Below are 25,153 nucleotides of genomic sequence, written 5' to 3'. Positions count from 1 at the left end.
GATCGCGAAGAGGTAGCGGGCATCCTCATAGCAGGAAGACGTCGCCCGCGTGAATGGTTCGCGAACCGCCGTCCGCTTGATCCAGGATCAATGCGCCGCTGCTATCAAGACTGTGAAATTGACCCTTAAATGACATTCCATCCGGCAAGTTGACCTTGAGCGGCGTGCCACGGGGATGCGCGGCCTGTAGCCAGAGTGTGCGGATCGGATCGAGACCGAAGCTGCGCCATTGCATCAGCAGTTCATGAAAAGTGCGCGATAGCTGTTCCAGTACGTCGGCAGGCGTCGCGTCCACGGCCCCTTGCGACCAGAGGCTCGTGGTCAGGCGGTCCGGCAAATCGGGATGGGCCATGATGTTGATGCCAATCCCCAACAGGATTGCATCTCCAACACGTTCCAACAACATGCCCGACAGCTTAGCCGGACCGATCAGAATGTCGTTGGGCCATTTGATCTGGACCCGCCCCGGCAGCATCATGTTCACCGTCCGCCACACGGCTACCGCAGCGACAAGGGCGAGTGTCGCCGGGGGCGGATCATTGGCCTGCAATCGGACGAGCGTGGAACAATAGAGATTGCCCGGTGGACTCTCCCATGCGCGATCGAGCCGCCCTTTGCCGCCGGTCTGAGTCTCCGCGCGGAGCCACAATCCTTCGGGTGCGCCTTCCCCGGCCAACACGCGCATATCGGCATTGGTAGAGGCGGTTTGCAAGACCGTGCGGATTTCGATGGTCAGAAGAGCGCCGCCGCCGCTGCCGCGCTGGCGCTGTCCAGCACGGGATTGAGGAGATAGCCGAGCACGATTACGGCAGCGCAGACCGCGATAATGGCGTTCTCGATCAGCGGCGTGTTCTTTGCATAAGCGGCGGCCGGCTCATCGAAGTACATCGTCTTGATGATCTTCAGATAATAGAATGCCCCGATCACCGATGCCGCAATACCAAACGCAGCAAGACCAAGAAGCCCTGCGCCAACTGCGGCATCGAACACCAGGAACTTGGCCCAGAAGCCGAAGAGCGGCGGGATACCGGCAAGGCTGAACATGAAGATTGCGATGGCGGCGGCAAGCCCCTTGCGCGACTGCGAAAGGCCCGAGAGGCTGGCGATCGTTTCGACGGGCGTGCCGTCCTTGTCGCGCATCTGGAGGATGCAGACGAAACCGCCGATCGTCATTACGACATAGATAGCCATGTAGCTCATGGTCGCCGCCACACCTGCGGGCGTGCCACATGCGAGGCCGATCAGCGCAAAGCCGACGTTGTTGATGGATGAATAAGCCATCAGGCGCTTGATGTTTGTCTGGCCGATAGCCGCCACTGCACCGAAGAGGATGGAGGCAAGCGCCACGAAGATAACGATCTGCTGCCACGCCATGCCGCCGGGTCCAAGCGCCTCGATCGCAACACGGATGGTGAGGCCGATCGCCGCGACCTTCGGCGCACTGGCGAAGAAGGCAGTCACGGGCGTGGGCGCACCTTCGTACACATCAGGCGTCCACATGTGGAACGGCACGGCGCTGATCTTGAAGGCCAGACCCGCCAGCACGAATACCATGCCGAAGAGCAGTCCGTTCGACAGGCCGTTGCTCATCGCGACAGAGACGCCTTTGAAGCTTGTTGAGCCGGAGAAGCCGTAGAGCAAAGATATGCCGTAGAGCAGGATGCCGCTGGCCAATGCGCCAAGTACGAAATATTTCAGGCCCGCTTCGGCCGAGCGCGTGTCCTGCCGCATGAAGCTGGCAAGGACGTAAGCAGACAAGCTCTGTAGTTCGAGACCGACATAAAGCGTCATAAGGTCGCCCGCCGACACCATCATGCCCATGCCAATGCAGGAGAACAGGATCAGGATCGGGAACTCCGCGCGCACTGCGCCTGTGCCACCCGACATCAGCGGCGCGAAGAAGCGCGGCGCGACGACGATCGAAGCAGCGGCGGCAGTATAGATCAGCACTTTGGCATAAGCAGCAAATGCATCGGCGCGGTAAAGACCGTCAAACGCAATGCCGCCATGGCCGGGAAGGCCGAGCAGCGTCAGGCCCGCCGCCAGCAAGGTCGCGACGGAAAGCCAGCTTACGAGTTGCGCTGTGCGATCGCCGGCATAAGCCGCGACCATCATCAGCACGAGGCCGCCGATGGTCAGCACCAGTTCTGGCATGACCATCAGGAGGGAAGCATTGTCGATCATCAGTGCGCCTCCCCCGGCGTTTCATGGTTTTCGGTGTGGTGCCCCTGCGCAGCGGCGGGGTTGCCGGCCGTCAGCTTCGCGTCGCCTGCAGGCTTGGCGCGGTCGATTCGCGCGACCAGCGAAGCAACATCGGCGCGCATCGGTGCGATGAAGCTTTCCGGATAGATTCCCATCCACAGCACGGCGGCTGCAATCGGAGCCAGCAACCACATCTCGCGACCCGAAAGATCCGGCATGGCGCGCACATCGTCATGGACGAGTTCGCCGTAAGCAACGCGGCGATACAGATAGAGCATATAGGCCGCGCCCAGGATGATACCGGTGGTCGCGACGATCGCGACAAGGCTGGACGCCTGATACACACCCATCAGCGCGAGAAATTCACCGACGAAATTGCTGGTTCCGGGCAGGCCTACTGCCGCCATCGTAAATAGCAGGAACAGCACCGCATATTTGGGCATGTTGATGGCCAGGCCGCCATACCTGCTGATCTCGCGTGTATGCAGGCGGTCGTAGATGACGCCGACGCAGAGGAACAGCGCGCCAGAGACGAGACCGTGGCCCAGCATCACCATCATCGCGCCTTCGATACCCTGCTGATTGAAGGCGAACAGGCCGACCGTCACGATCGCCATGTGTGCGACGGAGGAATAGGCGATGAGCTTCTTCATGTCGCTCTGCACCAATGCGACGAGCGAGGTGTAGATCACCGCGACCATCGAGAGGCCGAACACCAAAGGTGCAAACTGAGCGGAGGCTTCCGGGAACATCGGCAGCGAGAAGCGGATGAAGCCGTAGCCGCCCATCTTCAGCAGCACGCCCGCCAGAATGACCGAACCAGCCGTCGGCGCCTGAACGTGCGCGTCGGGCAACCAGGTGTGGACTGGCCACATCGGCATCTTCACGGCGAAGCTGGCGAAGAACGCGAGCCACAACCATGTCTGCGCCTGCGGTGCGAAGTCATAAGCCATCAGCACCGGAATGCTGGTGGAGCCTGCCTCCTGCACCATCCACATCATCGCGATCAGCATCAGCACCGATCCGAGCAGGGTGTAGAGGAAGAATTTATAGCTGGCGTAAATGCGTTCCGCGCCGCCCCAAATGCCGATGATGAGGTACATCGGGATAAGGCCTGCTTCGAACATGACGTAGAAGAGGAAGATATCCTGCGCGGTGAAGACGCCGATCATCAGCACCTCCATCAGCAGGAACGCCGCCATATATTCGCCAACGCGCTTTTCAATCGCGATCCAGCTTGCGCCGACGCAGATCGGCATCAGGAATACCGTCAGAACGATCAGCATCAGCGCGATACCGTCTATACCGAGCGCCCAGGCGAAGCGGCCGAAGAGCGGCGCGTATTCGGTGAACTGCCATTGCGCGGCACCCGCGGACTGGTCGAAATTGAGCCAAAGCACGATGCCCAGCACGAAGTCGATCAGCGTCGCGATGAGTGCAATACTGCGTGCGCTACGGTCGTTCGCGTACAGGCAGGCAATGGCCGCTGCCATCGGAACGGCCATCATCAGCGTGAGAATGGGAAAGCCAAGCTGGTTCATTATCGTGCGATCGCCCAGGTTGCAGCCGCGGCGAGCCCGAGCAGCATCACCAATGCGTAAGTGTAAAGATAACCCGACTGGAGCCTGCGCGTCAGCTTGCCCCCCTGCACCACCAACGCGGCAAGGCCGTTCGGACCGAAGCGGTCGATGAGGCCGACGTCGCCGAACTTCCAGAAGGCACGACCAATGGCGAACGCGGGTTTGACGAACAGGAAGTTATAAAGCTCGTCGAAATACCATTTGTTGAGAAGGAAGTCGTAGAGGACGCCGAACTGGCCGACGAACTGGCGCGGCCAGTCGGTGTAACGGATGTACGCCAACCAGGCGATCGCAAGCCCCGTAAGCATCACTGCGGCTGGCGCGAGCTTCACCCACAAGGGAACTTCGTGCATCGCGTGCATCAAATGCGTGTCGAACGCGATCGCGCCCTTCCAGAACTCGATGCCATGTTCGGCGTCGACGAAACTGTGATGGAAGAGGAAGCCTGCGAAGACCGCTCCAAGGCTCAGGACGATCAGCGGGATCAGCATGACCCATGGGCTTTCGTGAGGATGATAGCCGCCAGTGCCCGTGGGGAGCGCGTGGGCGTCCGCTTCATGACCATGGGGGTCGTGACCGGCATCTTCCTGAGCGGGCGCATTTTCATGCTCGCTGCCATGGCCATGCGTGCCGTGAGCATCATGCCCATGCGCGTCATGGAGGGCGTGCTGGATATGCTCCGAAGCGGCCCAGCGTGCCTTGCCGAAGAAGGTAAGGAACACCAGCCGCCAGCTATAGAAGCTGGTGAGCAGTGCTGCGAACGCGCCAACGTAGAAGGCCAGACGCCCGCCGCCGCCCGACGCATAGGCTGCTTCGAGGATAGCATCCTTCGAGTAGAAGCCTGCGAAACCGAAAACATCGATGATGCCGACGCCGGTGATCGCCAGCGTACCCGCAGTCATCGCCCAGAAGGTGATCGGGATTTCCTTACGTAGCGCACCATAATAACGCATGTCCTGCTCATGGTGCATTGCGTGGATGACTGAGCCCGCGCCAAGGAACAAGAGCGCCTTGAAGAACGCGTGCGTAAACAGATGGAACATGGACGCGCCATAAGCGCCGACGCCCGCGGCGAAGAACATATAGCCGAGCTGCGAGCAGGTCGAATAGGCGATGACGCGCTTGATGTCGTTCTGCACGGTGCCGACTGTCGCCGCAAATAGACAGGTCGCTGCGCCGACGAAGGTGACGACGCCGAGCGCTGTCGGGCTGGTCTCGAACATCGGCGACAGGCGGCACACCATGAACACGCCCGCCGTGACCATCGTCGCGGCATGGATCAGCGCCGACACCGGGGTTGGGCCTTCCATCGCGTCGGGAAGCCATGTGTGCAACCCCAACTGCGCCGATTTGCCCATCGCGCCAACGAACAGCAGCAGGCAGAGCACCGTCATCGTATCGAAGCGCCCGCCAAGGAAGCCGATGGTCGAACCTGCCATAGACGGCGCGGCAGCGAGAATCTCCGGAATCGAGATGGTGTCAAACACCAAGAACGTGCCGAAGATGCCCATCATGAAGCCAAGGTCGCCGACGCGGTTGACGACGAACGCCTTAATAGCGGCGGCATTCGCGCTGGGCTTGCGGAACCAGAAGCCGATCAGGAGATAGGAGGCAAGGCCAACGCCTTCCCAGCCGAAGAACATCTGCAAAAGGTTGTTCGCGGTCACGAGCATCAACATCGCGAACGTGAACAGCGACAGATAGGCGAAGAAGCGCGGCTGATCCGGGTCTTCCTCCATATAGCCCCAGCTATACAGATGGACGAGCGCGGAGACGGTAGTGATTACGACCAGCATCACCGCAGTCATCGTGTCGACGCGCAACGCCCAGGCCGCATCAAAGTCGCCCGAGCGAATCCAGGTGAAAACCGGTTCGACATAGGGCGTCGCTTCGCCACCGACGAAGGATAGGAAAATGGGCCAGCTCAGCGCGCACGATGCGAAAAGCGCGCCCGTCGTGACGATCTTTGCAGGTACATTGCCGATGATGCGATTGCCCAGCCCGGCGATGATCGCAGCGAGCAGCGGGAAAAGGACGATAAGCGAGATCATGTCTTGGTCTTCAGCCCTTCATCCGGTTGGCATCGTCTACGGCGATAGTGCCGCGTCCACGGAAATAGATGACTAGGATCGCCAGCCCGATCGCCGCTTCGCCCGCCGCAACGGTCAGCACGAACATCGAGAACACCTGCCCCACCAAATCACCTAGGAAGGCGCTGAAAGCGACAAGGTTGATGTTCACGGCGAGCAGGATCAATTCGATCGCCATCAGGATGATGATGACGTTCTTGCGATTGATGAAGATGCCGAGCACGCCCATCACGAACAGGATGGCACTGACCACCAGATAATGCTGCAAGCCGATCACAGTTCGATCCCCTGCCCGACGGGCTGATTGATGTTGCGAACCGCATCCTGCGGACGACGGCGGTTCTGCTTGTCGATGTTCTGGCCACGCACGCCGCCGCGAGCACGGTGCGTCAGCACGATCGCCCCGATCATCGCGACCAGCAGGACGATGCCCGCAGCCTCGAACAGGAAGATATAGCGGGTGTATAGCAGCACACCGATCTGTTTGATGTTGGATACATCCGCAGTCGCGGGGGCTGCGCGTTGCGCCAACTCCATCGGACCCGCTTGCCAAATGCCGACCCCCAGCACGATCTCTGCCAACAGCACCACGGCTATCGCCAATCCAAACGGCAGATAATTGACGAAGCCCGCGCGCAGTTCGGCAAAGTCGATGTCGAGCATCATGACGACGAACAGGAACAGGATCGCGACCGCGCCGACGTACACAATCACCAGCAGCATCGCGATGAACTCAGCGCCGAGCAGCACCATCAGTCCTGCCGCGTTGAAGAACGCCAGGATCAGCCACAGCACCGAATGTACGGGGTTGCGCGAGAAAATGGTGAGCGCACCGCTGGCGATCACCAGCGTCGCGAACAGATAGAAGGCGAGAACGTGAATCAATTTACGACCCCAATAATCCGTTCGGGCTGAGCGAAGTCGAAGCCTTCCACTGAACGAAGTGAAGTGGCTTCGCTCCGCTCAGGCCAACCCTTCGACCCCTTCGACAGGCTCAGGGCGAACGAATAAGATGTGAACACGCTGCCCATTACCGATAGGGCGCATCGGCGGCAAGGTTCGCGGCGAGGGCGCGTTCCCACTTGTCGCCGTTCTCGAGGAGCTTCGCCTTGTCGTATATAAGCTCCTCACGCGTCTCAGTCGAAAATTCGAAGTTCGGGCCTTCGACGATCGCGTCGACCGGGCACGCTTCCTGACACAGACCGCAATAGATGCACTTGGTCATGTCGATGTCGTAGCGGGTCGTGCGGCGGCTGCCGTCGTCGCGCGGCTGCGCCTCGATGGTGATCGCGAGCGCGGGGCAGACAGCCTCGCACAGCTTGCATGCGATGCAGCGTTCCTCGCCATTGGGATAGCGACGCAGGGCATGCTCGCCCCGGAAGCGCGGGCTGATCGGGTTCTTCTCATAAGGGTAGTTGATGGTCGCCTTGGGCTTGAAGAAATACTTCAAGGTCAGCCAATGCGCCTTCAGGAACTCGATGAGGAAGAAGGATTTGATCGCGTGGATCATGATGCGCCTCCATAGCGCGTGAACATCAGGAAGCCGGATACCAGCACGACCCAGCCGAGCGAGAGCGGCAGGAAGACCTTCCAGCCAAGGCGCATCAGTTGGTCGTAACGGTAGCGGGGAACGGTAGCCTTCACCCAGCTGAAGATGAAGAAGAACAGCAGTATCTTGATGAAGAGCCAGATTATACCCGGCACGAAATACAACGGCGCCCAGTCGAATGGGGGCAAGTATCCGCCCCAGAACAGGATCGCGTTCAGCGCGCACATCAGGATGACGTTGGCATATTCGCCAAGCCAATAGAGTGCAAAGGCCATCGAGCTATATTCGGTCTGATAACCCGCGACGAGTTCGCTTTCCGCCTCGGTCAGATCGAACGGCGCGCGCGCGGTTTCGGCCATGGAAGAGATCAGGAACACCACCGACATCGGGAACAGCAGTGGATTGAAGCCATTTCCGTTGATGAAGCCGTAATAGCCGCGCTGACTCTCCACGATTGTCGACAGGTTGAACGATCCGGCCCAAAGCACCACCGAAATCAGCACGAAGCCGATCGAGACTTCGTAGGAGATCATCTGCGCCGACGCGCGCATCGCCGAAAAGAACGGATATTTGGAGTTCGACGCCCAGCCCGCGATGACGACGCCATAGACGCCTAACGAACTGATCGCGAGGATATAGAGCAGCCCGACGTTGATGTTGGAAAGCACCACCTCCGCCTGGAACGGGATCACGGCCCAAGCCATCAAGGCAACGGTGAAGGTGATGATCGGCGCGATCAGGAACAGGCCGCGATTGGCGGCAGACGGGATAATCGTTTCCTGAAGGAAAACCTTCGCGCCGTCGGCAAAGGATTGCAGCAGGCCGAAAGGCCCCACGACGTTTGGACCCTTGCGCAGCGCCATCGCCGCCCAAATCTTGCGGTCGGCATAGATGATCATCGCAACCGCGAGCATCAGCGGCAACGCGATCACAAGGATGCCGATGATGGTCGAGAGGAACCACGCGCCGGAATACGGCATACCGAAGCTTTGGAAGAAGGCGGTCATTCTGCTGCCTCCGCGAAGTCTTCGCCCTGGATCAGTTCAGCCGAGCAGCGCTGCATCGTCGGGCTTGCGCGGCAGATGGCGTTGGTGAGGTAGAAATCCTTGATCGGCGAGACGAACTCTCCGGACGGATCGACTGGCAAAGATGGCGGTGCCCATTCGTAGGACACAAGCCCCTCGACACCCAAGGTCGGAACCGCCTTCGCCATCTCGGCGCGCAGTTCCTCGAAGCTGTCGAACGGCAGGCGATCCCCCAAAACGTCGGACAGCGCGCGCAGGATCGACCAGTCTTCACGCGCGTCGCCGGGCGCGAACACTGCCTTCTCGCTACGCTGCACGCGACCTTCCAGGTTCACATAGGTGCCCGGCTTCTCCGCATAGGTTGCGCCAGGCAGGATCACATCGGCATGATGCGCGCCATTGTCGCCATGGTGGCCGATGAACACCTTAAAGCTGTCAGTAAACAGATCGTAATTTACTTCGTCCGCGCCCAGTGCGAACAGCAGCTTCGGCTTCGCGGCGGCAACCGCCTTGATTCCGCCAGCCGTTGCGTAGCCGAGCATCAGCCCGCCCATGCGCGCAGCAGCAAAGTGCAGCACATTGAAGCCATTCCAGCCATCGCGCACAAGGTTCAGCGACTTGGCCAGAGCCAGCGCCGCACCATGCGCACCGTCCTTGGCCAGGGCACCGCCGCCGACGATAACGGCAGGACGCGCAGCCTTGCCGAACGCTTCGGCTACAGCATCGGGCAGCGTGCTCAGCAGGCCAGCATCATTGCCGAGCCATTCGACCTTGTAGGTCAAGTCGACTTCCTGCCCGATCGCAAAGACCTTCGCGCCCTTCTTGATCGCCTTGCGGATGCGCGTATTGATGAGCGGCGCTTCCCAGCGCAGGTTGCTGTTGATCAGCAGAATGACGTCGGCGTTCTCGATATTCGCGATGCCGGTATTGAAGTTGACGGCAGCAAGGCTCGACACGTCATAGGAGAGGCCAGTCTGACGCCCTTCGAGCATCGTGCCGCCCAGCTTCTGCACCAACAGCTTGGCCGCGAACATCGTCTCGCAATCGAGCAGATCGCCCGCGACTGCCGCGACCGAGCAGTTCGCGGTGGAGGCGACATCGGCAATCGCCTGAAATGCTTCGGCCCACGTCGCTTCGACCAGCTTGCCGTTCTTGCGGACATATGGCTTATCGAGGCGGCGACGGACGAGGCCGTCGACATGATGCCGTGTTTTGTCGGAAATCCATTCCTCATTCACGTCGTCATTGATGCGCGGCAGCGCGCGCAGCACCTGACGCCCGCGACTGTCGAGGCGGATATTGGCACCAAGCGCATCCATCACGTCAATCGAGAAATTCTTCTTCAACTCCCATGGACGCGCCTCGAACGCATAAGGTTTCGAGGTGAGTGCGCCGACCGGGCAGAGATCGACGACATTGCCGGACAGCTCGCTCTTGGCGGCATGTTCCAGATAGGTCGTGATCTGCATATTCTCGCCGCGATACAGCGCGCCGATCTCCGGCACGCCTGCGACTTCCTCGGCAAAGCGGACGCAGCGGGTGCACTGGATGCAGCGGGTCATCACCGTCTTGACGATCGGCCCCATATATTTCTCGGTCACGGCGCGCTTATGCTCGTGATAGCGCGAATTGCCGCGACCATAAGCGACTGACTGATCCTGAAGGTCGCACTCGCCGCCCTGATCGCAGATCGGGCAATCGAGCGGATGGTTGATGAGGAGGAACTCCATCACCCCTTCGCGCGCCTTCTTGACCATCAGGCTGTCGGTGCGGACTTCCTGACCATCGGCGGCGGGCAACGCGCACGATGCCTGCGGCTTGGGCGGCCCCGGTTTCACTTCGACTAGGCACATGCGGCAGTTACCCGCGATGCTCAGGCGCTCGTGATAGCAGAAGCGGGGAATTTCCTTGCCCGCCATCTCGCACGCCTGAAGCACGGTCGCGCCAGCGGGTACTTCGATCTCTACGCCATCTACGGTTAGCTTAGGCATATTACTCCGCTGCCTCCATCACTGGTGCAGGTCCGTGATTTTCGTTGATGCGCCGCTCAATCTCAGGCCGGAAATGCTTGATCAGCCCCTGGATCGGCCATGCCGCCGCATCGCCCAACGCGCAGATGGTGTGGCCTTCAACTTGCTTGGTCAGTTCCTGTAGCATGTCGATCTCCGACAGTTCCGCTTCGCCGGTGCGTAGCCGTTCCATCACCCGCCACATCCAGCCAGTGCCTTCGCGGCAAGGGGTGCACTGGCCACAGCTTTCATGCTTGTAGAAGTAGCTTAACCGGCTGATCGCGCGGACAATGTCCGTGGACTTGTCCATGACGATAACCGCCGCCGTGCCAAGGCCCGAGCCGACTGCCTTCAATCCATCGAAGTCCATCGGCGCGTCGATGATCTGCGCGGCGGGAACCAGCGGAACGGAGGAACCGCCGGGAATAACCGCCAGCAGATTGTCCCAACCCCCGCGAATGCCGCCGCAATGGGTGTCGATCAGTTCCTTGAAGGAGATGCCCATCTCCTCCTCGACCGTGCAAGGGCGGTTCACGTGGCCGCTGATCTGGTAGAGCTTCGTACCCTTGTTGCCTTCGCGGCCAAAGCTAGCGAACCATGCCGCGCCGCGCCGCAGGATCGTCGGCGCGACCGCGATGCTCTCGACATTGTTGACGGTGGTCGGGCAGCCATAAAGACCCGCGCCTGCCGGGAAAGGCGGTTTGAGGCGCGGCTGACCCTTCTTGCCCTCCAGGCTTTCGATCATCGCAGTTTCTTCGCCGCAGATATAAGCGCCCGCGCCACGATGGACGAACACGTCGAAATCATAGCCTGAACCGGAGGCGTTCTTGCCGACCAGACCCTTGTCGTAAGCCTGCGCGACAGCGGCTTCGAGGATCTTGGCTTCGTAGATATATTCGCCGCGAATGTAGATATACGCCGCACGCGCGCGCATAGCGTAACCCGCGATCAGCGCACCTTCGATCAGCTTATGCGGATCGTGACGGATGATTTCCCGGTCCTTGCAAGAGCCGGGTTCGGACTCATCGGCATTGATGACGAGGAAACTGGGACGACCATCCTTGCTTTCCTTCGGCATGAACGACCATTTCATGCCAGTCGGGAAGCCCGCGCCGCCGCGACCGCGCAGACCCGACGCCTTGATCTCGTCAATGATCGCGTCCTGACCGCGCGCCATCAGCGCCTTGGTGTCATCCCAGTCGCCACGCTTCAGCGCGCCGTCCAAGCCCCAGTCCTGAAAGCCGTACAGGTTGGTGAAGATGCGGTCCTTGTCAGCCAGCATCACCAGGCTCCCCGATAGTCATGATTTTCCGAGACCATCTCTTTCAACGTCGTCGGGCCGCCTTCGGGGCAGCTTGTCTGACGGTCGATTTGCGGGCCGACGTGCGGCTTCTCGCCTGCGGTCAGTGCTTCGAGGATCGCGATGGTCTTGTCGTAGTCGAGATCTTCGTAATTATCGTCGTTGATCTGGACCATCGGCGCGTTGGCGCAGGCACCCAGGCACTCGACTTCCGTGAGCGTGAACAGACCGTCGGGCGTGGTGTGGCCCTTGATAAGCCCCTTGTTCTTGCACGCAGCCAGCACATCGTCCGAGCCGCGCAACATACACGGCGTCGTGCCGCAGACCTGCACATGATAGCGGCCGACCGGTGCCAGATTGTACATCGTGTAAAAGGTCACGACTTCATACGCCCGCATATAGGGCATATCGAGTTGCGCCGCGACGAACTCGATCACCGGAACCGGCAGCCAGCCCTGCGTATGCGTCTCCGCGCCTACCTGCCGTTGCGCAAGATCGAGCAACGCCATCACGGCAGATTGCTGGCGGCCAGCCGGATAGCGCGCGATGAAGGTCTTCGCCTTGATCGCGTTCGCGGGCGTCCATTCAAAGTCGCCCCAGCGGGCACGGACTTTGGTTTCATCAGGGATTTGGGGTGCGTCAGCCATTATACTTCTGCCACTGGGGTCAACGGTCGCACTCCCCGAACACGATGTCCATCGCGCCAAGGACGGCGGTGACGTCGGCGAGCATGTGGCCCTTCATCATGAAGTCCATCGCCTGCAAGTGCGAGAAAGCGGTCGGGCGTATCTTGCAGCGATAGGGTTTGTTGGACCCGTCGCTAACGAGGTACACGCCGAACTCGCCCTTGGGGCTTTCGGTCGCGACATACACTTCGCCCGCAGGCACATGGAAGCCTTCGGTATAGAGCTTGAAGTGGTGGATGAGCGCTTCCATCGAGCGCTTCATGTCGGCGCGGCGCGGCGGCGCGACCTTGCGGTCATCGGTCAGCACAGGGCCTTCGGGCATCTGCTGGAGGCACTGCTTCATGATGCGTGCGGACTGGCGCACTTCCTCGACGCGAACCATGAACCGGTCGTAGCAATCACCGCTGGTGCCGACGGGTACGTCGAATTCCATGCGATCATAGACGTCATAAGGCTGCGACTTGCGGATGTCCCAGGGGATGCCGGAACCGCGGATCATCGGGCCAGAGAAGCCCCATTTGATTGCGTCTTCCTTGCTCACCACAGCGATATCAACGTTGCGCTGCTTGAAGATGCGGTTGTCCGCGACCAGGCTGATCGCGTCCTCGAACAGCTTCGGGAGACGCGTATCGAGCCAGTCACCGATGTCGGTGAGCAGCTTTAGCGGCACGTCCTGATGGACGCCGCCGGGACGCAGATAATTGGCATGCATGCGCGCGCCCGAAGCGCGCTCATAGAAGTTCATGCAGTCTTCGCGCAATTCGAACAGCCACAGGTTGGGCGTCATCGCGCCTACGTCCATTACGTGCGAACCCAGGTTCAGCATGTGGTTCTTGATCCGCGTCAGTTCCGCGAAAAACACGCGCAGATATTGCGCGCGGATCGGCACTTCGAGGTTCAGCAACTTCTCGATCGCCAGCACGAAGCTATGCTCCATGCACATCGGTGAGCAGTAATCGAGACGGTCGAAATAGGGGATCGCCTGCAAATACGTCTTATATTCGATCAGCTTCTCGGTTCCGCGATGGAGCAGACCGACATGCGGATCGACACGCTCTACGATCTCGCCATCCAGTTCGAGCACGAGGCGCAACACACCATGCGCGGCCGGATGCTGCGGACCGAAGTTGATGGTGTAGTTCTGGATCGCCGTATCGCCCGGACCCTCGACATTGGGGTCTTCGGCGATTTCCTTCAGAAGGTCATAATGTTCGGCCATCAGGCTTCACCCTCTGGAGTCTTGGGCTTGCGGACGCGCTTCGGCTTGGCCACGCCTTCGCCAGTCGCATTGTCGGTCGCCTTGGTCCGGTTCTTCTTGGCCGCGACGACCTTCTCCACGCCTTCGGGCATCGCGGATTGCGGCGGCGACGGCTGATGCGCGACCTTGTCAGCGGGCGCACCGGCTCCGGTATCGCTTGGTTTGTCGGTCGTCTTCTTATCGCCAGCAGCGGGTGCGCCCTGTGGCATAGCCGGCGGCGGCGCAGCGGCTGGCGCAGAAGCAGGCGTCGGCGCGCCGGGGGCCTGCCCCACCTTCTCGTCGCCCGGCAGCACATATTGCGCGCCTTCCCACGGCGACATGAAGTCGAAGCTACGGAAATCCTGCGCCAGCTTCACTGGCTCGTACACAACGCGCTTTTCCTCCTCGGAATAGCGCATCTCGACATGGCCGGTCAGCGGGAAATCCTTGCGGAACGGATGCCCCCGGAAACCATAGTCGGTAAGGATGCGGCGCAGATCATTGTTGCCGGAGAAGATCACGCCAAACATGTCGAATACTTCACGCTCTAGCCAGCCAGCGACGGGCCAGAGCGACGTCACAGACGGCACGGGCGTATCTTCGTCGGCGGAAACCTTCACCCGGATGCGGTGATTGCGCGTCAAGCTGAGCAAATGATAGACGACCTCAAAGCGCTCAGCGCGATCGGGATAATCGACTCCGGCGATTTCCATAAGCTGCTGATATTGCGCGCGGTCGCGCAGCACCGTCATCGCCTCGAGCAGGCGGTCGCGATCTACGGTAAAGCTCAATTCGTCGGCGGCGTCGACAGTGTCGAGTAGCATCGAACCAAGGATGTCGGAGACTTCATTGGCAATGCCGTCGATGGTGGCGATTTTCGGGGCGGAATGAGCCATTAGCAAAAGCCCCCGTTCGGGCTGAGCTTGTCGAAGCCCTCCACTGAACGAAGTAAAGTGCCTTCGTTACGCTCAGGCTGACCCTTCGACAAGCTCAGGGCGAACGGAGTGAGATAGCGGAACATAACCATCACCGCTCGATCGTGCCGACGCGGCGAATTTTCCGCTGCAACTGCATCACGCCGTAGAGCAGCGCCTCTGCGGTCGGCGGGCAGCCGGGAACATAGATGTCCACGGGCACAATCCGGTCGCAACCGCGCACGACGCTGTAGCTGTAATGATAATAGCCACCACCGTTTGCGCACGAACCCATGGAGATTACGTATTTCGGCTCCGACATCTGATCGTACACGCGGCGTAGCGCAGGCGCCATCTTGTTGCACAGCGTGCCAGCCACAATCATCACGTCACTCTGGCGCGGGGACGCACGCGGGGCGGCGCCGAAACGCTCCATATCGTAACGCGGCATATTGACGTGGATCATCTCCACGGCACAGCACGCCAGACCGAACGTCATCCACCACAGCGAGCCCGTGCGCGCCCATGTGAACAGATCTTCCGTCGAAGTGACAAGGAAACCTTTGTCATTCACTTCGCTGTTGAGATCGTTGAAAAAACTGGCGTCCGGCGCTGTGCCGTGCGGCGGGACGACCGGGTTGAGTTCTACTCCCAATCGAGTGCTCCCTTCTTCCACGCATAGACAAGACCAAGAACGAGTTCGAAGATGAAAACCATCATCGTCGCCCAGCCTGCCCAGCCGATCTGATCTAGGCTCACAGCCCATGGAAACAGGAACGCCGCTTCCAGATCGAAAATGATGAATAGTATAGCCACCAGATAGAACCGCACGTCGAACTGGCTGCGAGGCTCCTCGAACGCAGGGAAACCGCATTCATATTCGCTGAGCTTGGCGGCGTCGGGCTGATGCGCGCCAGTCAGACGCGCGACGGCCATCGGCAGGAACACGAACGCACTGGACAGCACGAGCGCGATCACCAGGAACAGCAGGATCGGCAGATATTGAGCGAGGTCGACCAACGGAATCCCCTTGGCGGAAAGTGGCTGTTGCGTGGGCTTTAGGACTGCTGCACCCGCGAAGCAAGGGTACGAAGCGGTGAGAATGATTCGCAATTAACCTATGGCTAGCGCCGGGCTGAATTGCCCACGAAAGACGTTACGGCAGCAGCATAAGTCGCCTGTGCCATGTTATCGAAATGACGCGAAGCGCTCGTCCGATTGCCTTAGCGCAGGGCACTCGCCAGAAGCTTGTGCAGCTTGCTATGGATCACGTCATTACCCGCCAGTACTTCGCGGCGTTCGATCACCTGATCTCCGCCCCGGAAGTCCGTGACGAAGCCACCGGCCTCGCGCACCATCAACATGCCCGCCGCCATGTCCCAAGTCTGCAATCCGCTTTCCCAGTAGGCGTCGTACCGGCCAGAGGCGACATGCGCCAAATCTAGCGTCGCTGAACCGAACCGCCGTATGCCTGCGACCGAAGGCGCAACCGCGCCGAAAATGCGGCTCCATTGCGCCATGTCGCCGTGACCCAGGAACGGAATGCCCGTGGCGATCAGGGCGTCGCCGAGATCGCGCCGCGCCGACACACGCAGGCGGCGGTCGTGAAGCCACGCGCCGCGGTTCTTCTCTGCCCAATAGCTTTCGTCAGTGATCGGCTGATAGATGAGGCCCGTCGTGATCTCGCGCTTACCGCTGGGCAGCGGTTCTTCAACGGCGATGGCGATGGCGAAGTGCGGGATGCCATGCAGGAAGTTGGTCGTTCCATCCAGGGGATCGATGATCCAGCGCGGCTTGGTGGGATCGCCGGGGGTCTCGCCACCTTCCTCCGCCAATATGCCCCAGTCGGGACGCGCCTTGCGCAATTCCTCGACCACCGTTTGTTCGGCCCGCTTGTCGGCCATCGTGACGAAATCGGCAGGGCCCTTTTTGGAGACCTGCAAATGCTCGACTTCGCCGAAGTCGCGGCGGAGGCGCGGCGCGGCCTTGCGCGCGGCGCGCTCCATTACGGTGAGGAGGCCTGAGTGCGATACCATGTTGTTTTCCTTGGCCTCTCCAGATGAGGAGAGAGAAGATTAGGCTTCGGCGCGCTTCACATATTCGCGGGCGTAAACGTCCACGACGATGCGGGTGCCGCTGACGATGTGCGGCGGGACCATGACGCGAACACCATTGTCCAGGATCGCGGGCTTGTAGGATGCAGAGGCAGTCTGCCCCTTCACTACGGCGTCCGCCTCAACGACGGTTGCTTCGATCGTGTCAGGAAGCTGCACCGAGATCGGCCGCTCTTCATACATTTCGAGCGTCACTTCCATGCCATCCTGCAGGAAGTCGGCGGCATCGCCCAGCAATTCCGCAGGCAGGTTGATCTGCTCGTAGGTTTCCTGATCCATGAAGACCAGCATATCGCCCTCGGCATAAAGATACTGGAAGTCCTTGGTGTCGAGGCGGATACGCTCCACGCTCTCGGCTGAGCGGAAGCGGACGTTGTTCTTGCGGCCGTCGATCAGGTTCTTCAACTCGACCTGCATGTAGGCGCCGCCTTTGCCGGGCTGCGTATGCTGGATCTTCACGGCGCGCCACAGGCCGCCCTCATATTCGATATTGTTGCCAGGACGAATGTCCACGCCGCTGATCTTCATCGCGCTTCTCGCATGTTCAAGGATTTCAAAAGAGCCGGTGGCGGGCCTTACAGCGGCACGCGCGTAAGGGCAAGGGGTGCCCTAGCTCTGAAAATGCGCTTTCACGCCGGTTCCGACCATCTGCGCTAGACGCACGGCGTCCCAGTTGGTGAGGCGGATACAGCCGTGGCTCTCGGTACGCCCGATGAGTTCGGGGTTCGGCGTGCCATGGATGCCGTAATGCGGCTTGGACAAGTCGATCCACACGACTCCGACATCGCTATTCGGCCCGGCGGGAAGCTTTACGCTGTCCTCCTTGTCGCTGACGTCCCAGAACAGGCGCGGATTATAGTGAAATTGAGGGTTGCGGCTGACTCCCTGGATCGTCCAGTCGCCGAGGGGGAGCGGATCATGCTCGCTGCCCATCGTCGCGGGAAACTGTGCGAGGAGCTTGCCATCCTCGGCATAGGCGCGAAGCACGCCTTCGGATTTGTCGACTACCACATGGTCCGCCTTTGGCTGCTTGGCCGACACGCCGAGTTGCATCAGCGTTTCACGCCACTGCGCATTATCCGGCGCGTCGGTCAGGTCCACTTCGCCGACATTGGGCACACGGAGTATGCCATCGCGGCGACCGTTGGCAGGATTGAGCGCGACCAAAGTGGCGGGTGTCGTATGAAAGCGTTCGGCCAGCATTTCCGCCAGATCGCGATAGCCGAGGTTGGGAAGCTTGGCCTTGTCCTTCGCTTCCTTCGGCATGTTGGGGACGAACGACGCCTTGGCGAAGCCTTCGGGGATGCGGATGAGGCGCGTCGCCGGGCGATCTTTCCATCGCGAAAGCGCCGCCGTCGTTTTCTCGTCCAGCTTCCCAGTATCTGGCAGATCGTTCGCTACCTGAAAGCCGCGGATCGCAAGTTCGAAGTCGCGCCCCTGCTTGCCGTCGATCACCTTGGGAGAGAACCCCAGGCTGTCGAGTACCGCCTGCGTCTGCATCACCGGATTGTTCGGCGCAGTCTTGTCCGGTCCTGCATCCGCAAATCCATATGCTGTCGCAAGAACTTTTTGGGGATCTAATGGCTTCGGCGTAGCCTCTAGCGAAGTAGAATTGGTATTCGCCGTACCGTCGCCATCCGACACGCTGCACCCGGCCAACGCAAATGCCGCCGCCAGCAAAATTTGATCCCGCATGTCATTCCTTCTCCCAATCCTGCTGCATCAACGCGCGAGCAGGCCCGAGAGTTCAGGCGCGTGGCCCAAGTATCTGCGCAAATTCCTGTATGGCCGCAACGGGCCCTTGCGGATGCTGCCACACAGCGCTCGACACCGCGATGAAATCCGCGCCGGCTTCGATCAGCGGTGTAGCGTTTTGCGGCGTGATGCCGCCGATAGCGACGCAGGGCAGTTCGAACACCGTGGTCCACCAGCCGAGGAGCGCCGGGTCAGCGATGTGCGACACATCTTTCGTGGTCGTCGGATAGAATGCGCCGAACGCGACATAGTCGGCCCCCGCCTCTCCTGCTTCCATCGCGAGGTGACGGCTGTCGTGGCATGTCACGCCGATCTGCACCTTGGGGCCAAGCTGCGCGCGGGCATCCCGCGCATCGCCATCGCCCTGCCCCAGATGCACGCCGTCTGCGCCGAGACGTTTGGCAAGGCCAATGCTGTCGTTGATGATGAAGGCGACCTCCCGGTCGGCACAGATACGCTGGAGTGGTTCGGCGAGAGCCGCGATGGCGTGTTCGTCGATGCCTTTGAGGCGCAATTGAAACGCAGCCACCTTTCCGGCATCGAGCGTGGACGCCAGCACGTCCGCAAAACTTTCGTCGATGGAAGGCGGCGAGATGAGATACAGCTGGCACGCAGGCCGGAACCCCGGCTGGCCGAACTGCGCGGCGAACTCAGGGGATAGCTTCAAGTCGTCTTCGGTGAAATCGGTCATGCAGTGCCCCTACCCCACCCGCCATTCCCGCGAAAGTGGGGAATGACGAGGGGTAGCGGCACAATTATCGTCACACCTTTACGGTTGACGCCTTATGGATTTCATCAATAGCGCCGCCAAGCGAGCCATTGAATTCATCCGCGCTCATCTGGAATCGCAAGTCTTCAAGCAATGCACGGCTGAAGCTCGCGATCATGCCGCGATTCTTGGCGAGTTCCGCGCAGGCTTCGGGGCGCGCATAGCCGCCCGACAGCGCCACCACCCGCAGCACGCGGCGATGATCCACGAGCGGGTCGAACAGCCCGGACTTCGAAGGGATCGACAGCTTCAGCATCACCTTGTCATCGCCTGGCATGGCGTCAAGCGCCTTCAACAATTCCTCAAGCAGGATCTGCTCCGCTTCGGCACGCTCGGGGCTCTTGATGTTGAGTTCAGGCTCCAGCATCGGCATCAGGCCACCGGCGAGTACCTGCTGGCCGACTTCAAACTGCTGCTTGACGATGGCGGTAATACCCTCGCGATTGGCGAGGTTGATGACCGAGCGTTCTTTGGTGCCATACACGCCCAGGCTCTTCGCGCGAGCGAGCAGCGCGTCGAGTTCGGGCATCGGCTTCATCAACTGAACACCGTTGACATCGTCCTCAAGGCCCTTGTCGATCTTGATGAAGGGCACGACGCCGCGCTCTTTCAACACCTGCGGCACGGGCTTGCCGTCCGCCTGACCGTCCATCGTGCGCTCAAACAGGATCGCGCCAATGACTTTCTCGCCGTTAAAGCATGGCGAGGTGATGATGCGGCTACGCATATCGTGGATCAGGCCGAACATTTCCTCGTCCGAGGACCATGCGCCTTCCTCGACGCCATAGCCCTTGAGGGCCTTGGGCGTGGAACCGCCGCTTTGGTCGAGCGCCGCGATAAAGCCTTGGCCATTAGCGATCTTTGCGGTCATATCTTGATCGAGCATCTGCGCATACCCTCCTGTTTGTTGCGTTGCATAACTCAGTCCAAATAACTGTGTCATCGTGCGATACCGAGGTCTGATAGCGGCTGACCTTCCATGCCGCAACCTGCTGCAACGCAGCAAATCTCGGTCGCCCATTGACACGATTCCCGGAACGGGGCAGCCTTCCTGGCTGCTAAGGGGTTAGTTCAGGGGGCGTTATGCGATTTCGTGCGTGTGTGTTGGTGGCGTTGACTCTCGTTGCCGCGCCTGCCCATGCCAAATCGATTAAACTCGATCAGCCCGCGCCAGATTTCGAATTAACCTTGATCGATGGTACCAAAGTCAATCTGACTGACCTTCGAGGGCAAGTGGTCGTGCTCAATTTCTGGGCGACGTGGTGTGGGCCGTGCAAGGTCGAACTCCCCCTGCTCGACGGCTATTATCGTGCGCGGAAGGATGCGGGCCTACGCGTATTCGCGATAACGACGGAAGGCTCAGTGCCTCTTCAAAAGCTTAAAGCCTTGTTTAACGCCATGGCCATTCCCTCGGTGCGCCGAATAAAGGGCGGCCCTTATGCCGACGTCAGCGCAGTCCCAACCAACTATGTGATCGATCGGGCTGGCCGCATTCGCTACGCGAAAGCAGCAGCGCTGACCCTCGACTCCATGAACGACATACTTGTCCCGTTGCTGCGCGAGCCAGCGCCAACACAGCCAATGGCTTTGGCAACAGCGCCTTGATCCCTAACGCGTCCTAGATCATCAGCGCCTTCACGCCGGGCAGTTCCTTGCCTTCCATCCATTCGAGGAAAGCGCCGCCTGCCGTCGAGACGAAGGTGAAGTCCGCCGCCACGCCCGCATGATTGAGTGCGGCAACGGTATCGCCGCCCCCCGCGACCGACACAAGCGAGCCTTCCTTGGTGAGGGCCGCGGCGGTCTGCGCGAGGGCAACGGTAGCCTTGTCGAACGGCGCCATTTCGAAGGCGCCGAGCGGGCCGTTCCAAACGAGCGTCTTGCAGGTCTTGAGCACATCGCCCAGTGCCTCAACGGCCGATGGCCCAACGTCGAGGATCATTTCATCGGCCGCGACTTCGTGTACGTTGCATGTCCGCACCGAGGGCGGGTTGGCGGCGAATTCCTTCGCCACTACCACGTCATAAGGCAGATGGATCGTGCAGCCTGCCCTGTCGGCCGCGTCGAGGATGCTCTCTGCCGTTGCCGCGAGGTCATGCTCGCACAGCGACTTACCCACATCCACGCCACGCGCTGCAAGGAAAGTGTTGGCCATGCCGCCACCGATGATGAGGTGATCGACCTTGGTGACCAGATGCGTCAAGACGTCGAGCTTGGAGGACACCTTCGCTCCCCCAACGACTGCCGCTACGGGTTTCTCCGGTTCCCCGAGCGCTTTCTGGAGCGCATCCAGTTCCGCTTCCATCGCGCGGCCGGCAAAGGCAGGCAGCTTGTGCGCCAAACCTTCGGTCGAAACATGCGCGCGATGCGCGGCGGAGAACGCGTCGTTGACGTAATAGTCGCCTAGCGCCGCCATCGCGTCGATAAGCGCCGGATCGTTCTTCTCTTCACCCGCATGGAAGCGCGTATTCTCAAGGATCGCGATATTGCCGCCGCGCATCACCGCGATGCCATCGGCAGCGGCCTGTCCCTGACAATCAGGGATGAACTGCACGTCGCGACCGAGAACATGAGTAAGAGCGCGCGTCACCAGGCTAAGCGACATATCGGGCGACTTCTGCCCCTTGGGACGACCGAAATGCGCGAGTATCATTACCTTTGCACCGCGATCAGCGAGTTCCAGAACCGTCGGCATGGCCGAACGAAGGCGGGTATCGTCGGTGATGGCGCCATCCTGCATCGGGACGTTCAGGTCTTCGCGGACCAACACAGCCTTGCCGGTGAGATCCCCCATGTCGTCGAGCGTCTTGAATGGCTTTGCCAAGGTAGTCCCCATGTCGTCGTTGAAAACGCCCGCCAATCACATGATCGGCGGGCGGGATATTTTAGAGCAGCCCAGCAACCACGCCGGTCGTGTCGACCATGCGGTTGGAGAAGCCCCATTCATTGTCGTACCAGCTCAATACGCGAACCAGCTTGCCGTCGATGACCGCCGTTTCCAGGCTGTCGACGGTCGAGCTTGCAGGCACGTGATTGAAGTCGATCGAGACCAGCGGCTCATCGGTGTAGGCGAGCACGCCCTTCAGCGGCCCTGATTCCGACGCCGCCTTCAGCAGGCTGTTCACTTCCTCGATAGTCGTGTCGCGCTTCGGCGTGAAAGTGAGGTCGACGACCGAGACGTTCGGGGTCGGCACGCGGATCGACGATCCGTCAAGCTTGCCCTTCAGTTCAGGCATAACTTCGCCAACCGCACGGGCTGCACCAGTGGTCGTCGGAATCATCGACATGGCGGCGGCGCGTGCACGGCGCGGGTCACTGTGGATCTGGTCGAGGATCTTCTGATCGTTGGTGTAGCTGTGGATCGTCGTCATCAGGCCCCGCTCAATGCCGATGGTATCGTTCAGCACCTTTGCAAGCGGCGCGAGGCAGTTGGTGGTGCACGACGCATTCGAGATGACGATGTCGTCGGCAGTCAGCGTCTCATGGTTGACGCCGAACACGATGGTCTTGTCGGCATTCTTGGCGGGCGCAGAAATCACGACGCGCTTTGCGCCCGCTTCCAGATGCTTGGACGCGCTGGCCTTGTCCGCGAAGAAGCCGGTGCATTCCAGAGCGATCTGAACGCCTTGCGCGGCGTGCGGCAGCTTGGCGGGATCGCGCTCGGCAGTCACGGCGATGCGCTTGCCGTTGATGATAATGTCATTCCCGTCGACTTCGACTGAACCAGCAAACGGACCGTGGACGCTATCGCGCTTGAAGAGCAGTGCGTTCGCCTTCGCATCGCCCAAATCGTTGATGCTGACCAGTTCAAGATCATGATCGGTGCGCTCCAATATGGCGCGCGCGACCAGACGACCGATGCGTCCGAAACCGTTGATTGCTACTTTGACAGCCATCTGCACTTAGCTCCTGTTATTGGGTCGCGAGAGCCGCAACGATCTGCGGCGTGATCTTGGCGGCGGTCAGGCCGAAATGGTCGTAAAGCGCATCGATTGGGGCCGAAGCGCCGAACGTGTCGATCCCGAAGCGCAGTCCCGCAATGCCGGTGTATCGCTCCCAACCGAAGGTGACGCCTGCCTCTATTGAGACGCGCAGCACATGGTCCGGTAGGACGTCGGCACGATAGGCAGCGGTTTGCGCGTCGAAGCGCGCCCAGTTCGGCATAGACACGACATCCGCGCCGACGCCTTGCGCTTCGAGCGCATCGGCGACCTGGACAGCGATCTCGACCTCGGAACCCGTGGCGAGCAGCACGACGCGGCGCTCCGCCTTGGCTGCGCGCAGGCGATAGGCACCCTTTGCCGACAGATTCTCGCTCTTCTCGGTGCGAAGCTGCGGCAGATTCTGGCGGGTCAGCGCGAGGAGCGACGGCCCGTCTGCATCCTGCAATGACAATTCCCAGCATTCCGCGGTCTCTACGATATCGCAGGGGCGATATACGTCGAGGTTCGGAATCATGCGCAGGCTCATCACATGCTCGACTGGCTGATGCGTCGGGCCATCTTCACCAAGGCCGATGCTGTCATGCGTCATCACATAGATCACGCGCGCACGCTGCAGCGCCGACATGCGGATTGCGGAGCGGCAATAGTCGGAGAACACGAGGAACGTGCCGCCATAGGGAATGACGCCGCCGTGCAACGCCATGCCGTTCATTGCGGCGGACATGCCGAATTCGCGGATGCCATAATAGACGTAACGGCCGGAATAATCGTCCTTCGTCAGCGGTGTGGTCGATTTGGTCTTGGTGTTGTTGGAGCCGGTGAGATCGGCCGATCCGCCCAGTGTCTCGGACAGCAGGTCGTTGATTGCGCCCAGGGCCAATTCGCTCGCGCGGCGGGTGGCTACCTTCTGCGGGTTGGCGATCAGGCTGTCTATGTAAGCTTCGAGGCTGAAACCGCTGGGGAGTTCGCCCGCCATGCGACGTTCGAATTCTTTGGTATCAGAATGGCTTGCAAGGCGCTTTTCCCATGCTCCACGCACTTCCGCCCCACGCGCACCAGCCTTGCGCCATTCGGCAGCGACGTCTTCGGGAATGACGAACGGCTCATGCTCCCAACCCAGGAACAGGCGCGAGGCCGTCACTTCGTCCGCCCCCAATGGTGAACCATGGACACCCGAGGTGCCGCCTTTATTCGGTGAGCCATAGCCAATCTTGGTGGCGCAGGCGACAAGCGAGGGACGCGGATCGGCCAAAGCTTCGGTCAGCGCGCGGCGCACATCGGCGGGATTATGGCCATCGCAGGACACGACGTGCCAGCCGGTCGCGGCATAACGCGCAGGGATATCCTCACTGCTCGATAGGCTCACTGAGCCGTCGATGGTGATCTTGTTGTCGTCCCACAGGACGATCAGGCGACCGAGGCCCAGATGTCCGGCAAGGCCGATGGCTTCATGATTGATGCCTTCCATCAGGCACCCATCGCCGGCGATCACCCATGTCCGGTGATCCACCAGATCGTCGCCGAAGGTTGCGTTCAGGTGCCGCTCGGCAATCGCCATTCCAACGGCAGTGGCAAGCCCCTGCCCCAGCGGTCCGGTCGTCGTCTCCACGCCCGCCAGCTCGAAATTCTCAGGGTGTCCTGCACACGGGCTGTGCAACTGGCGGAAGTTGCGGATGTCCTCGATCGTCGGCCGCGCATAACCTGTCAGGTGCAGCAAGCTGTAGATCAGCATCGAACCATGGCCAGCCGACAGTACGAAGCGGTCGCGATCCGCCCACTTCGGTGCGGAAGGATCGAACTTCAGAAACTCTCGAAACAGCACCGTCGCGGCGTCCGCCATGCCCATCGGCATGCCCGGATGACCGCTGTTTGCGGCCTGAACCGCGTCCATGGACAATGCCCTTATGGCGTTGGCGAGCATCGTTTCAGAGACGGTCATTACGATTTCTGGTCTTCCCGATCGAAGGTTGCGCCGGGATGCT

Annotated in this window: 24 protein-coding genes; 1 reads left to right on the top strand and 23 read right to left on the bottom strand. The window is 60.6% G+C overall.

The features are described from left to right. Positions 1–25: 25 nt before the first annotated feature. The 20 genes from C1T17_RS10430 to C1T17_RS10335 form a co-directional block, all read right to left on the bottom strand. Positions 26–712, bottom strand: a complete 687-nt coding sequence (locus C1T17_RS10430) for a biotin--[acetyl-CoA-carboxylase] ligase (RefSeq protein WP_262982697.1) — start codon at positions 710–712, stop codon at positions 26–28. Between the two features lie 20 nt (positions 713–732). After that, a complete protein-coding gene (nuoN, locus tag C1T17_RS10425) occupies positions 733–2,184 on the bottom strand; it encodes an NADH-quinone oxidoreductase subunit NuoN (RefSeq protein ID WP_104953391.1) in 1,452 nt (483 codons plus the stop codon). Continuing rightward, positions 2,184–3,743, bottom strand: a complete 1,560-nt coding sequence (locus tag C1T17_RS10420) for an NADH-quinone oxidoreductase subunit M (protein ID WP_104953390.1) — start codon at positions 3,741–3,743, stop codon at positions 2,184–2,186. The genes nuoN and C1T17_RS10420 overlap by 1 nt, the downstream gene beginning before the upstream one ends. Then, a complete protein-coding gene (nuoL, locus tag C1T17_RS10415; protein WP_104953389.1) occupies positions 3,743–5,833 on the bottom strand; it encodes an NADH-quinone oxidoreductase subunit L in 2,091 nt (696 codons plus the stop codon). The genes C1T17_RS10420 and nuoL overlap by 1 nt, the downstream gene beginning before the upstream one ends. A gap of 10 nt (positions 5,834–5,843) precedes the next feature. Then, on the bottom strand, positions 5,844–6,149 hold the full coding sequence (nuoK, locus tag C1T17_RS10410; protein ID WP_104953388.1) for an NADH-quinone oxidoreductase subunit NuoK: 306 nt from the start codon (positions 6,147–6,149) through the stop codon (positions 5,844–5,846). After that, positions 6,146–6,757, bottom strand: a complete 612-nt coding sequence (locus C1T17_RS10405) for an NADH-quinone oxidoreductase subunit J (protein ID WP_104953387.1) — start codon at positions 6,755–6,757, stop codon at positions 6,146–6,148. Before C1T17_RS10405 ends, nuoK begins: the two co-directional genes overlap by 4 nt. 145 nt (positions 6,758–6,902) lie before the next feature. Further along, on the bottom strand, positions 6,903–7,382 hold the full coding sequence (nuoI, locus tag C1T17_RS10400) for an NADH-quinone oxidoreductase subunit NuoI (RefSeq protein ID WP_104953386.1): 480 nt from the start codon (positions 7,380–7,382) through the stop codon (positions 6,903–6,905). Beyond that, on the bottom strand, positions 7,379–8,428 hold the full coding sequence (gene nuoH, locus C1T17_RS10395; RefSeq protein WP_104953385.1) for an NADH-quinone oxidoreductase subunit NuoH: 1,050 nt from the start codon (positions 8,426–8,428) through the stop codon (positions 7,379–7,381). Before nuoH ends, nuoI begins: the two co-directional genes overlap by 4 nt. Continuing rightward, positions 8,425–10,437 (bottom strand): NADH-quinone oxidoreductase subunit NuoG, encoded by a 2,013-nt coding sequence (gene nuoG, locus C1T17_RS10390; RefSeq protein ID WP_104953384.1) that lies wholly within the window; start codon positions 10,435–10,437, stop codon positions 8,425–8,427. Before nuoG ends, nuoH begins: the two co-directional genes overlap by 4 nt. Before the next feature lies 1 nt (position 10,438). Then, entirely contained in the window at positions 10,439–11,737 is a 1,299-nt protein-coding gene (gene nuoF, locus C1T17_RS10385) for an NADH-quinone oxidoreductase subunit NuoF (protein ID WP_104953383.1), read from the bottom strand. Further along, positions 11,737–12,402, bottom strand: a complete 666-nt coding sequence (locus C1T17_RS10380) for a complex I 24 kDa subunit family protein (RefSeq protein ID WP_104953382.1) — start codon at positions 12,400–12,402, stop codon at positions 11,737–11,739. The genes nuoF and C1T17_RS10380 overlap by 1 nt, the downstream gene beginning before the upstream one ends. Before the next feature lie 19 nt (positions 12,403–12,421). Beyond that, the gene (locus tag C1T17_RS10375) at positions 12,422–13,660 is read right to left on the bottom strand and encodes an NADH-quinone oxidoreductase subunit D (RefSeq protein WP_104953381.1); all 1,239 of its coding nucleotides are present in this window, start codon (positions 13,658–13,660) and stop codon (positions 12,422–12,424) included. After that, positions 13,660–14,574 (bottom strand): NADH-quinone oxidoreductase subunit C, encoded by a 915-nt coding sequence (locus tag C1T17_RS10370; protein ID WP_104953380.1) that lies wholly within the window; start codon positions 14,572–14,574, stop codon positions 13,660–13,662. Before C1T17_RS10370 ends, C1T17_RS10375 begins: the two co-directional genes overlap by 1 nt. 130 nt (positions 14,575–14,704) lie before the next feature. Then, the gene (locus tag C1T17_RS10365) at positions 14,705–15,247 is read right to left on the bottom strand and encodes a NuoB/complex I 20 kDa subunit family protein (protein WP_104953379.1); all 543 of its coding nucleotides are present in this window, start codon (positions 15,245–15,247) and stop codon (positions 14,705–14,707) included. After that, a complete protein-coding gene (ndhC, locus tag C1T17_RS10360) occupies positions 15,238–15,612 on the bottom strand; it encodes an NADH-quinone oxidoreductase subunit A (RefSeq protein WP_104953378.1) in 375 nt (124 codons plus the stop codon). The genes C1T17_RS10365 and ndhC overlap by 10 nt, the downstream gene beginning before the upstream one ends. A gap of 203 nt (positions 15,613–15,815) precedes the next feature. After that, positions 15,816–16,628: an inositol monophosphatase family protein gene (locus C1T17_RS10355; protein ID WP_104953377.1), complete on the bottom strand. Its 813-nt coding sequence runs from the start codon at positions 16,626–16,628 to the stop codon at positions 15,816–15,818. A 39-nt stretch (positions 16,629–16,667) separates the two neighbouring features. After that, a complete protein-coding gene (gene efp / locus C1T17_RS10350) occupies positions 16,668–17,234 on the bottom strand; it encodes an elongation factor P (RefSeq protein WP_104953376.1) in 567 nt (188 codons plus the stop codon). Positions 17,235–17,315: 81 nt separating this feature from the next. Beyond that, positions 17,316–18,401: a murein L,D-transpeptidase gene (locus C1T17_RS10345; RefSeq protein ID WP_104953375.1), complete on the bottom strand. Its 1,086-nt coding sequence runs from the start codon at positions 18,399–18,401 to the stop codon at positions 17,316–17,318. 52 nt (positions 18,402–18,453) lie between these two features. Beyond that, on the bottom strand, positions 18,454–19,152 hold the full coding sequence (gene thiE, locus C1T17_RS10340; protein WP_104953374.1) for a thiamine phosphate synthase: 699 nt from the start codon (positions 19,150–19,152) through the stop codon (positions 18,454–18,456). Positions 19,153–19,222: 70 nt separating this feature from the next. Further along, on the bottom strand, positions 19,223–20,116 hold the full coding sequence (locus C1T17_RS10335) for a fructose bisphosphate aldolase (protein ID WP_104953373.1): 894 nt from the start codon (positions 20,114–20,116) through the stop codon (positions 19,223–19,225). Between the two features lie 197 nt (positions 20,117–20,313). Between C1T17_RS10335 and C1T17_RS10330 the strand changes: the two genes are divergently transcribed. Next, a complete protein-coding gene (locus tag C1T17_RS10330) occupies positions 20,314–20,835 on the top strand; it encodes a TlpA family protein disulfide reductase (RefSeq protein WP_104953372.1) in 522 nt (173 codons plus the stop codon). A gap of 13 nt (positions 20,836–20,848) precedes the next feature. On the opposite strand, the gene C1T17_RS10325 is transcribed toward C1T17_RS10330, so the two are convergent. From C1T17_RS10325 to tkt, 3 genes are all read right to left on the bottom strand, one after another. Further along, entirely contained in the window at positions 20,849–22,051 is a 1,203-nt protein-coding gene (locus tag C1T17_RS10325) for a phosphoglycerate kinase (RefSeq protein WP_104955144.1), read from the bottom strand. A gap of 61 nt (positions 22,052–22,112) precedes the next feature. Further along, positions 22,113–23,123, bottom strand: a complete 1,011-nt coding sequence (gap, locus tag C1T17_RS10320) for a type I glyceraldehyde-3-phosphate dehydrogenase (protein WP_104953371.1) — start codon at positions 23,121–23,123, stop codon at positions 22,113–22,115. A gap of 16 nt (positions 23,124–23,139) precedes the next feature. Further along, positions 23,140–25,110: a transketolase gene (gene tkt / locus C1T17_RS10315; protein ID WP_104953370.1), complete on the bottom strand. Its 1,971-nt coding sequence runs from the start codon at positions 25,108–25,110 to the stop codon at positions 23,140–23,142. Positions 25,111–25,153 lie beyond the last annotated feature (43 nt).

The organism is Sphingobium sp. SCG-1 (assembly GCF_002953135.1).
Taxonomy (GTDB): domain Bacteria; phylum Pseudomonadota; class Alphaproteobacteria; order Sphingomonadales; family Sphingomonadaceae; genus Sphingobium.
The sequence above is the reverse complement of the archived record's forward strand: the minus strand, read 5'-3'. Positions and strand labels throughout refer to the sequence as shown.

Excerpts from the sequence above, each read along its gene's own strand:
- nuoN (WP_104953391.1), bottom strand. The coding sequence starts at position 2,184 with ATGATCGACAATGCTTCCCTCCTGATGGTCATGCCAGAACTGGTGCTG.
- C1T17_RS10420 (WP_104953390.1), bottom strand. The coding sequence starts at position 3,743 with ATGAACCAGCTTGGCTTTCCCATTCTCACGCTGATGATGGCCGTTCCG.
- nuoL (WP_104953389.1), bottom strand. The coding sequence starts at position 5,833 with ATGATCTCGCTTATCGTCCTTTTCCCGCTGCTCGCTGCGATCATCGCC.
- nuoI (WP_104953386.1), bottom strand. The coding sequence starts at position 7,382 with ATGATCCACGCGATCAAATCCTTCTTCCTCATCGAGTTCCTGAAGGCG.
- nuoH (WP_104953385.1), bottom strand. The coding sequence starts at position 8,428 with ATGACCGCCTTCTTCCAAAGCTTCGGTATGCCGTATTCCGGCGCGTGG.
- nuoG (WP_104953384.1), bottom strand. The coding sequence starts at position 10,437 with ATGCCTAAGCTAACCGTAGATGGCGTAGAGATCGAAGTACCCGCTGGC.
- nuoF (WP_104953383.1), bottom strand. The coding sequence starts at position 11,737 with ATGCTGGCTGACAAGGACCGCATCTTCACCAACCTGTACGGCTTTCAG.
- C1T17_RS10380 (WP_104953382.1), bottom strand. The coding sequence starts at position 12,402 with ATGGCTGACGCACCCCAAATCCCTGATGAAACCAAAGTCCGTGCCCGC.
- C1T17_RS10375 (WP_104953381.1), bottom strand. The coding sequence starts at position 13,660 with ATGGCCGAACATTATGACCTTCTGAAGGAAATCGCCGAAGACCCCAAT.
- C1T17_RS10370 (WP_104953380.1), bottom strand. The coding sequence starts at position 14,574 with ATGGCTCATTCCGCCCCGAAAATCGCCACCATCGACGGCATTGCCAAT.
- C1T17_RS10355 (WP_104953377.1), bottom strand. The coding sequence starts at position 16,628 with ATGGTATCGCACTCAGGCCTCCTCACCGTAATGGAGCGCGCCGCGCGC.
- efp (WP_104953376.1), bottom strand. The coding sequence starts at position 17,234 with ATGAAGATCAGCGGCGTGGACATTCGTCCTGGCAACAATATCGAATAT.
- C1T17_RS10345 (WP_104953375.1), bottom strand. The coding sequence starts at position 18,401 with ATGCGGGATCAAATTTTGCTGGCGGCGGCATTTGCGTTGGCCGGGTGC.
- thiE (WP_104953374.1), bottom strand. The coding sequence starts at position 19,152 with ATGACCGATTTCACCGAAGACGACTTGAAGCTATCCCCTGAGTTCGCC.
- C1T17_RS10335 (WP_104953373.1), bottom strand. The coding sequence starts at position 20,116 with ATGCTCGATCAAGATATGACCGCAAAGATCGCTAATGGCCAAGGCTTT.
- C1T17_RS10330 (WP_104953372.1), top strand. The coding sequence starts at position 20,314 with ATGCGATTTCGTGCGTGTGTGTTGGTGGCGTTGACTCTCGTTGCCGCG.
- gap (WP_104953371.1), bottom strand. The coding sequence starts at position 23,123 with ATGGCTGTCAAAGTAGCAATCAACGGTTTCGGACGCATCGGTCGTCTG.
- tkt (WP_104953370.1), bottom strand. The coding sequence starts at position 25,110 with ATGACCGTCTCTGAAACGATGCTCGCCAACGCCATAAGGGCATTGTCC.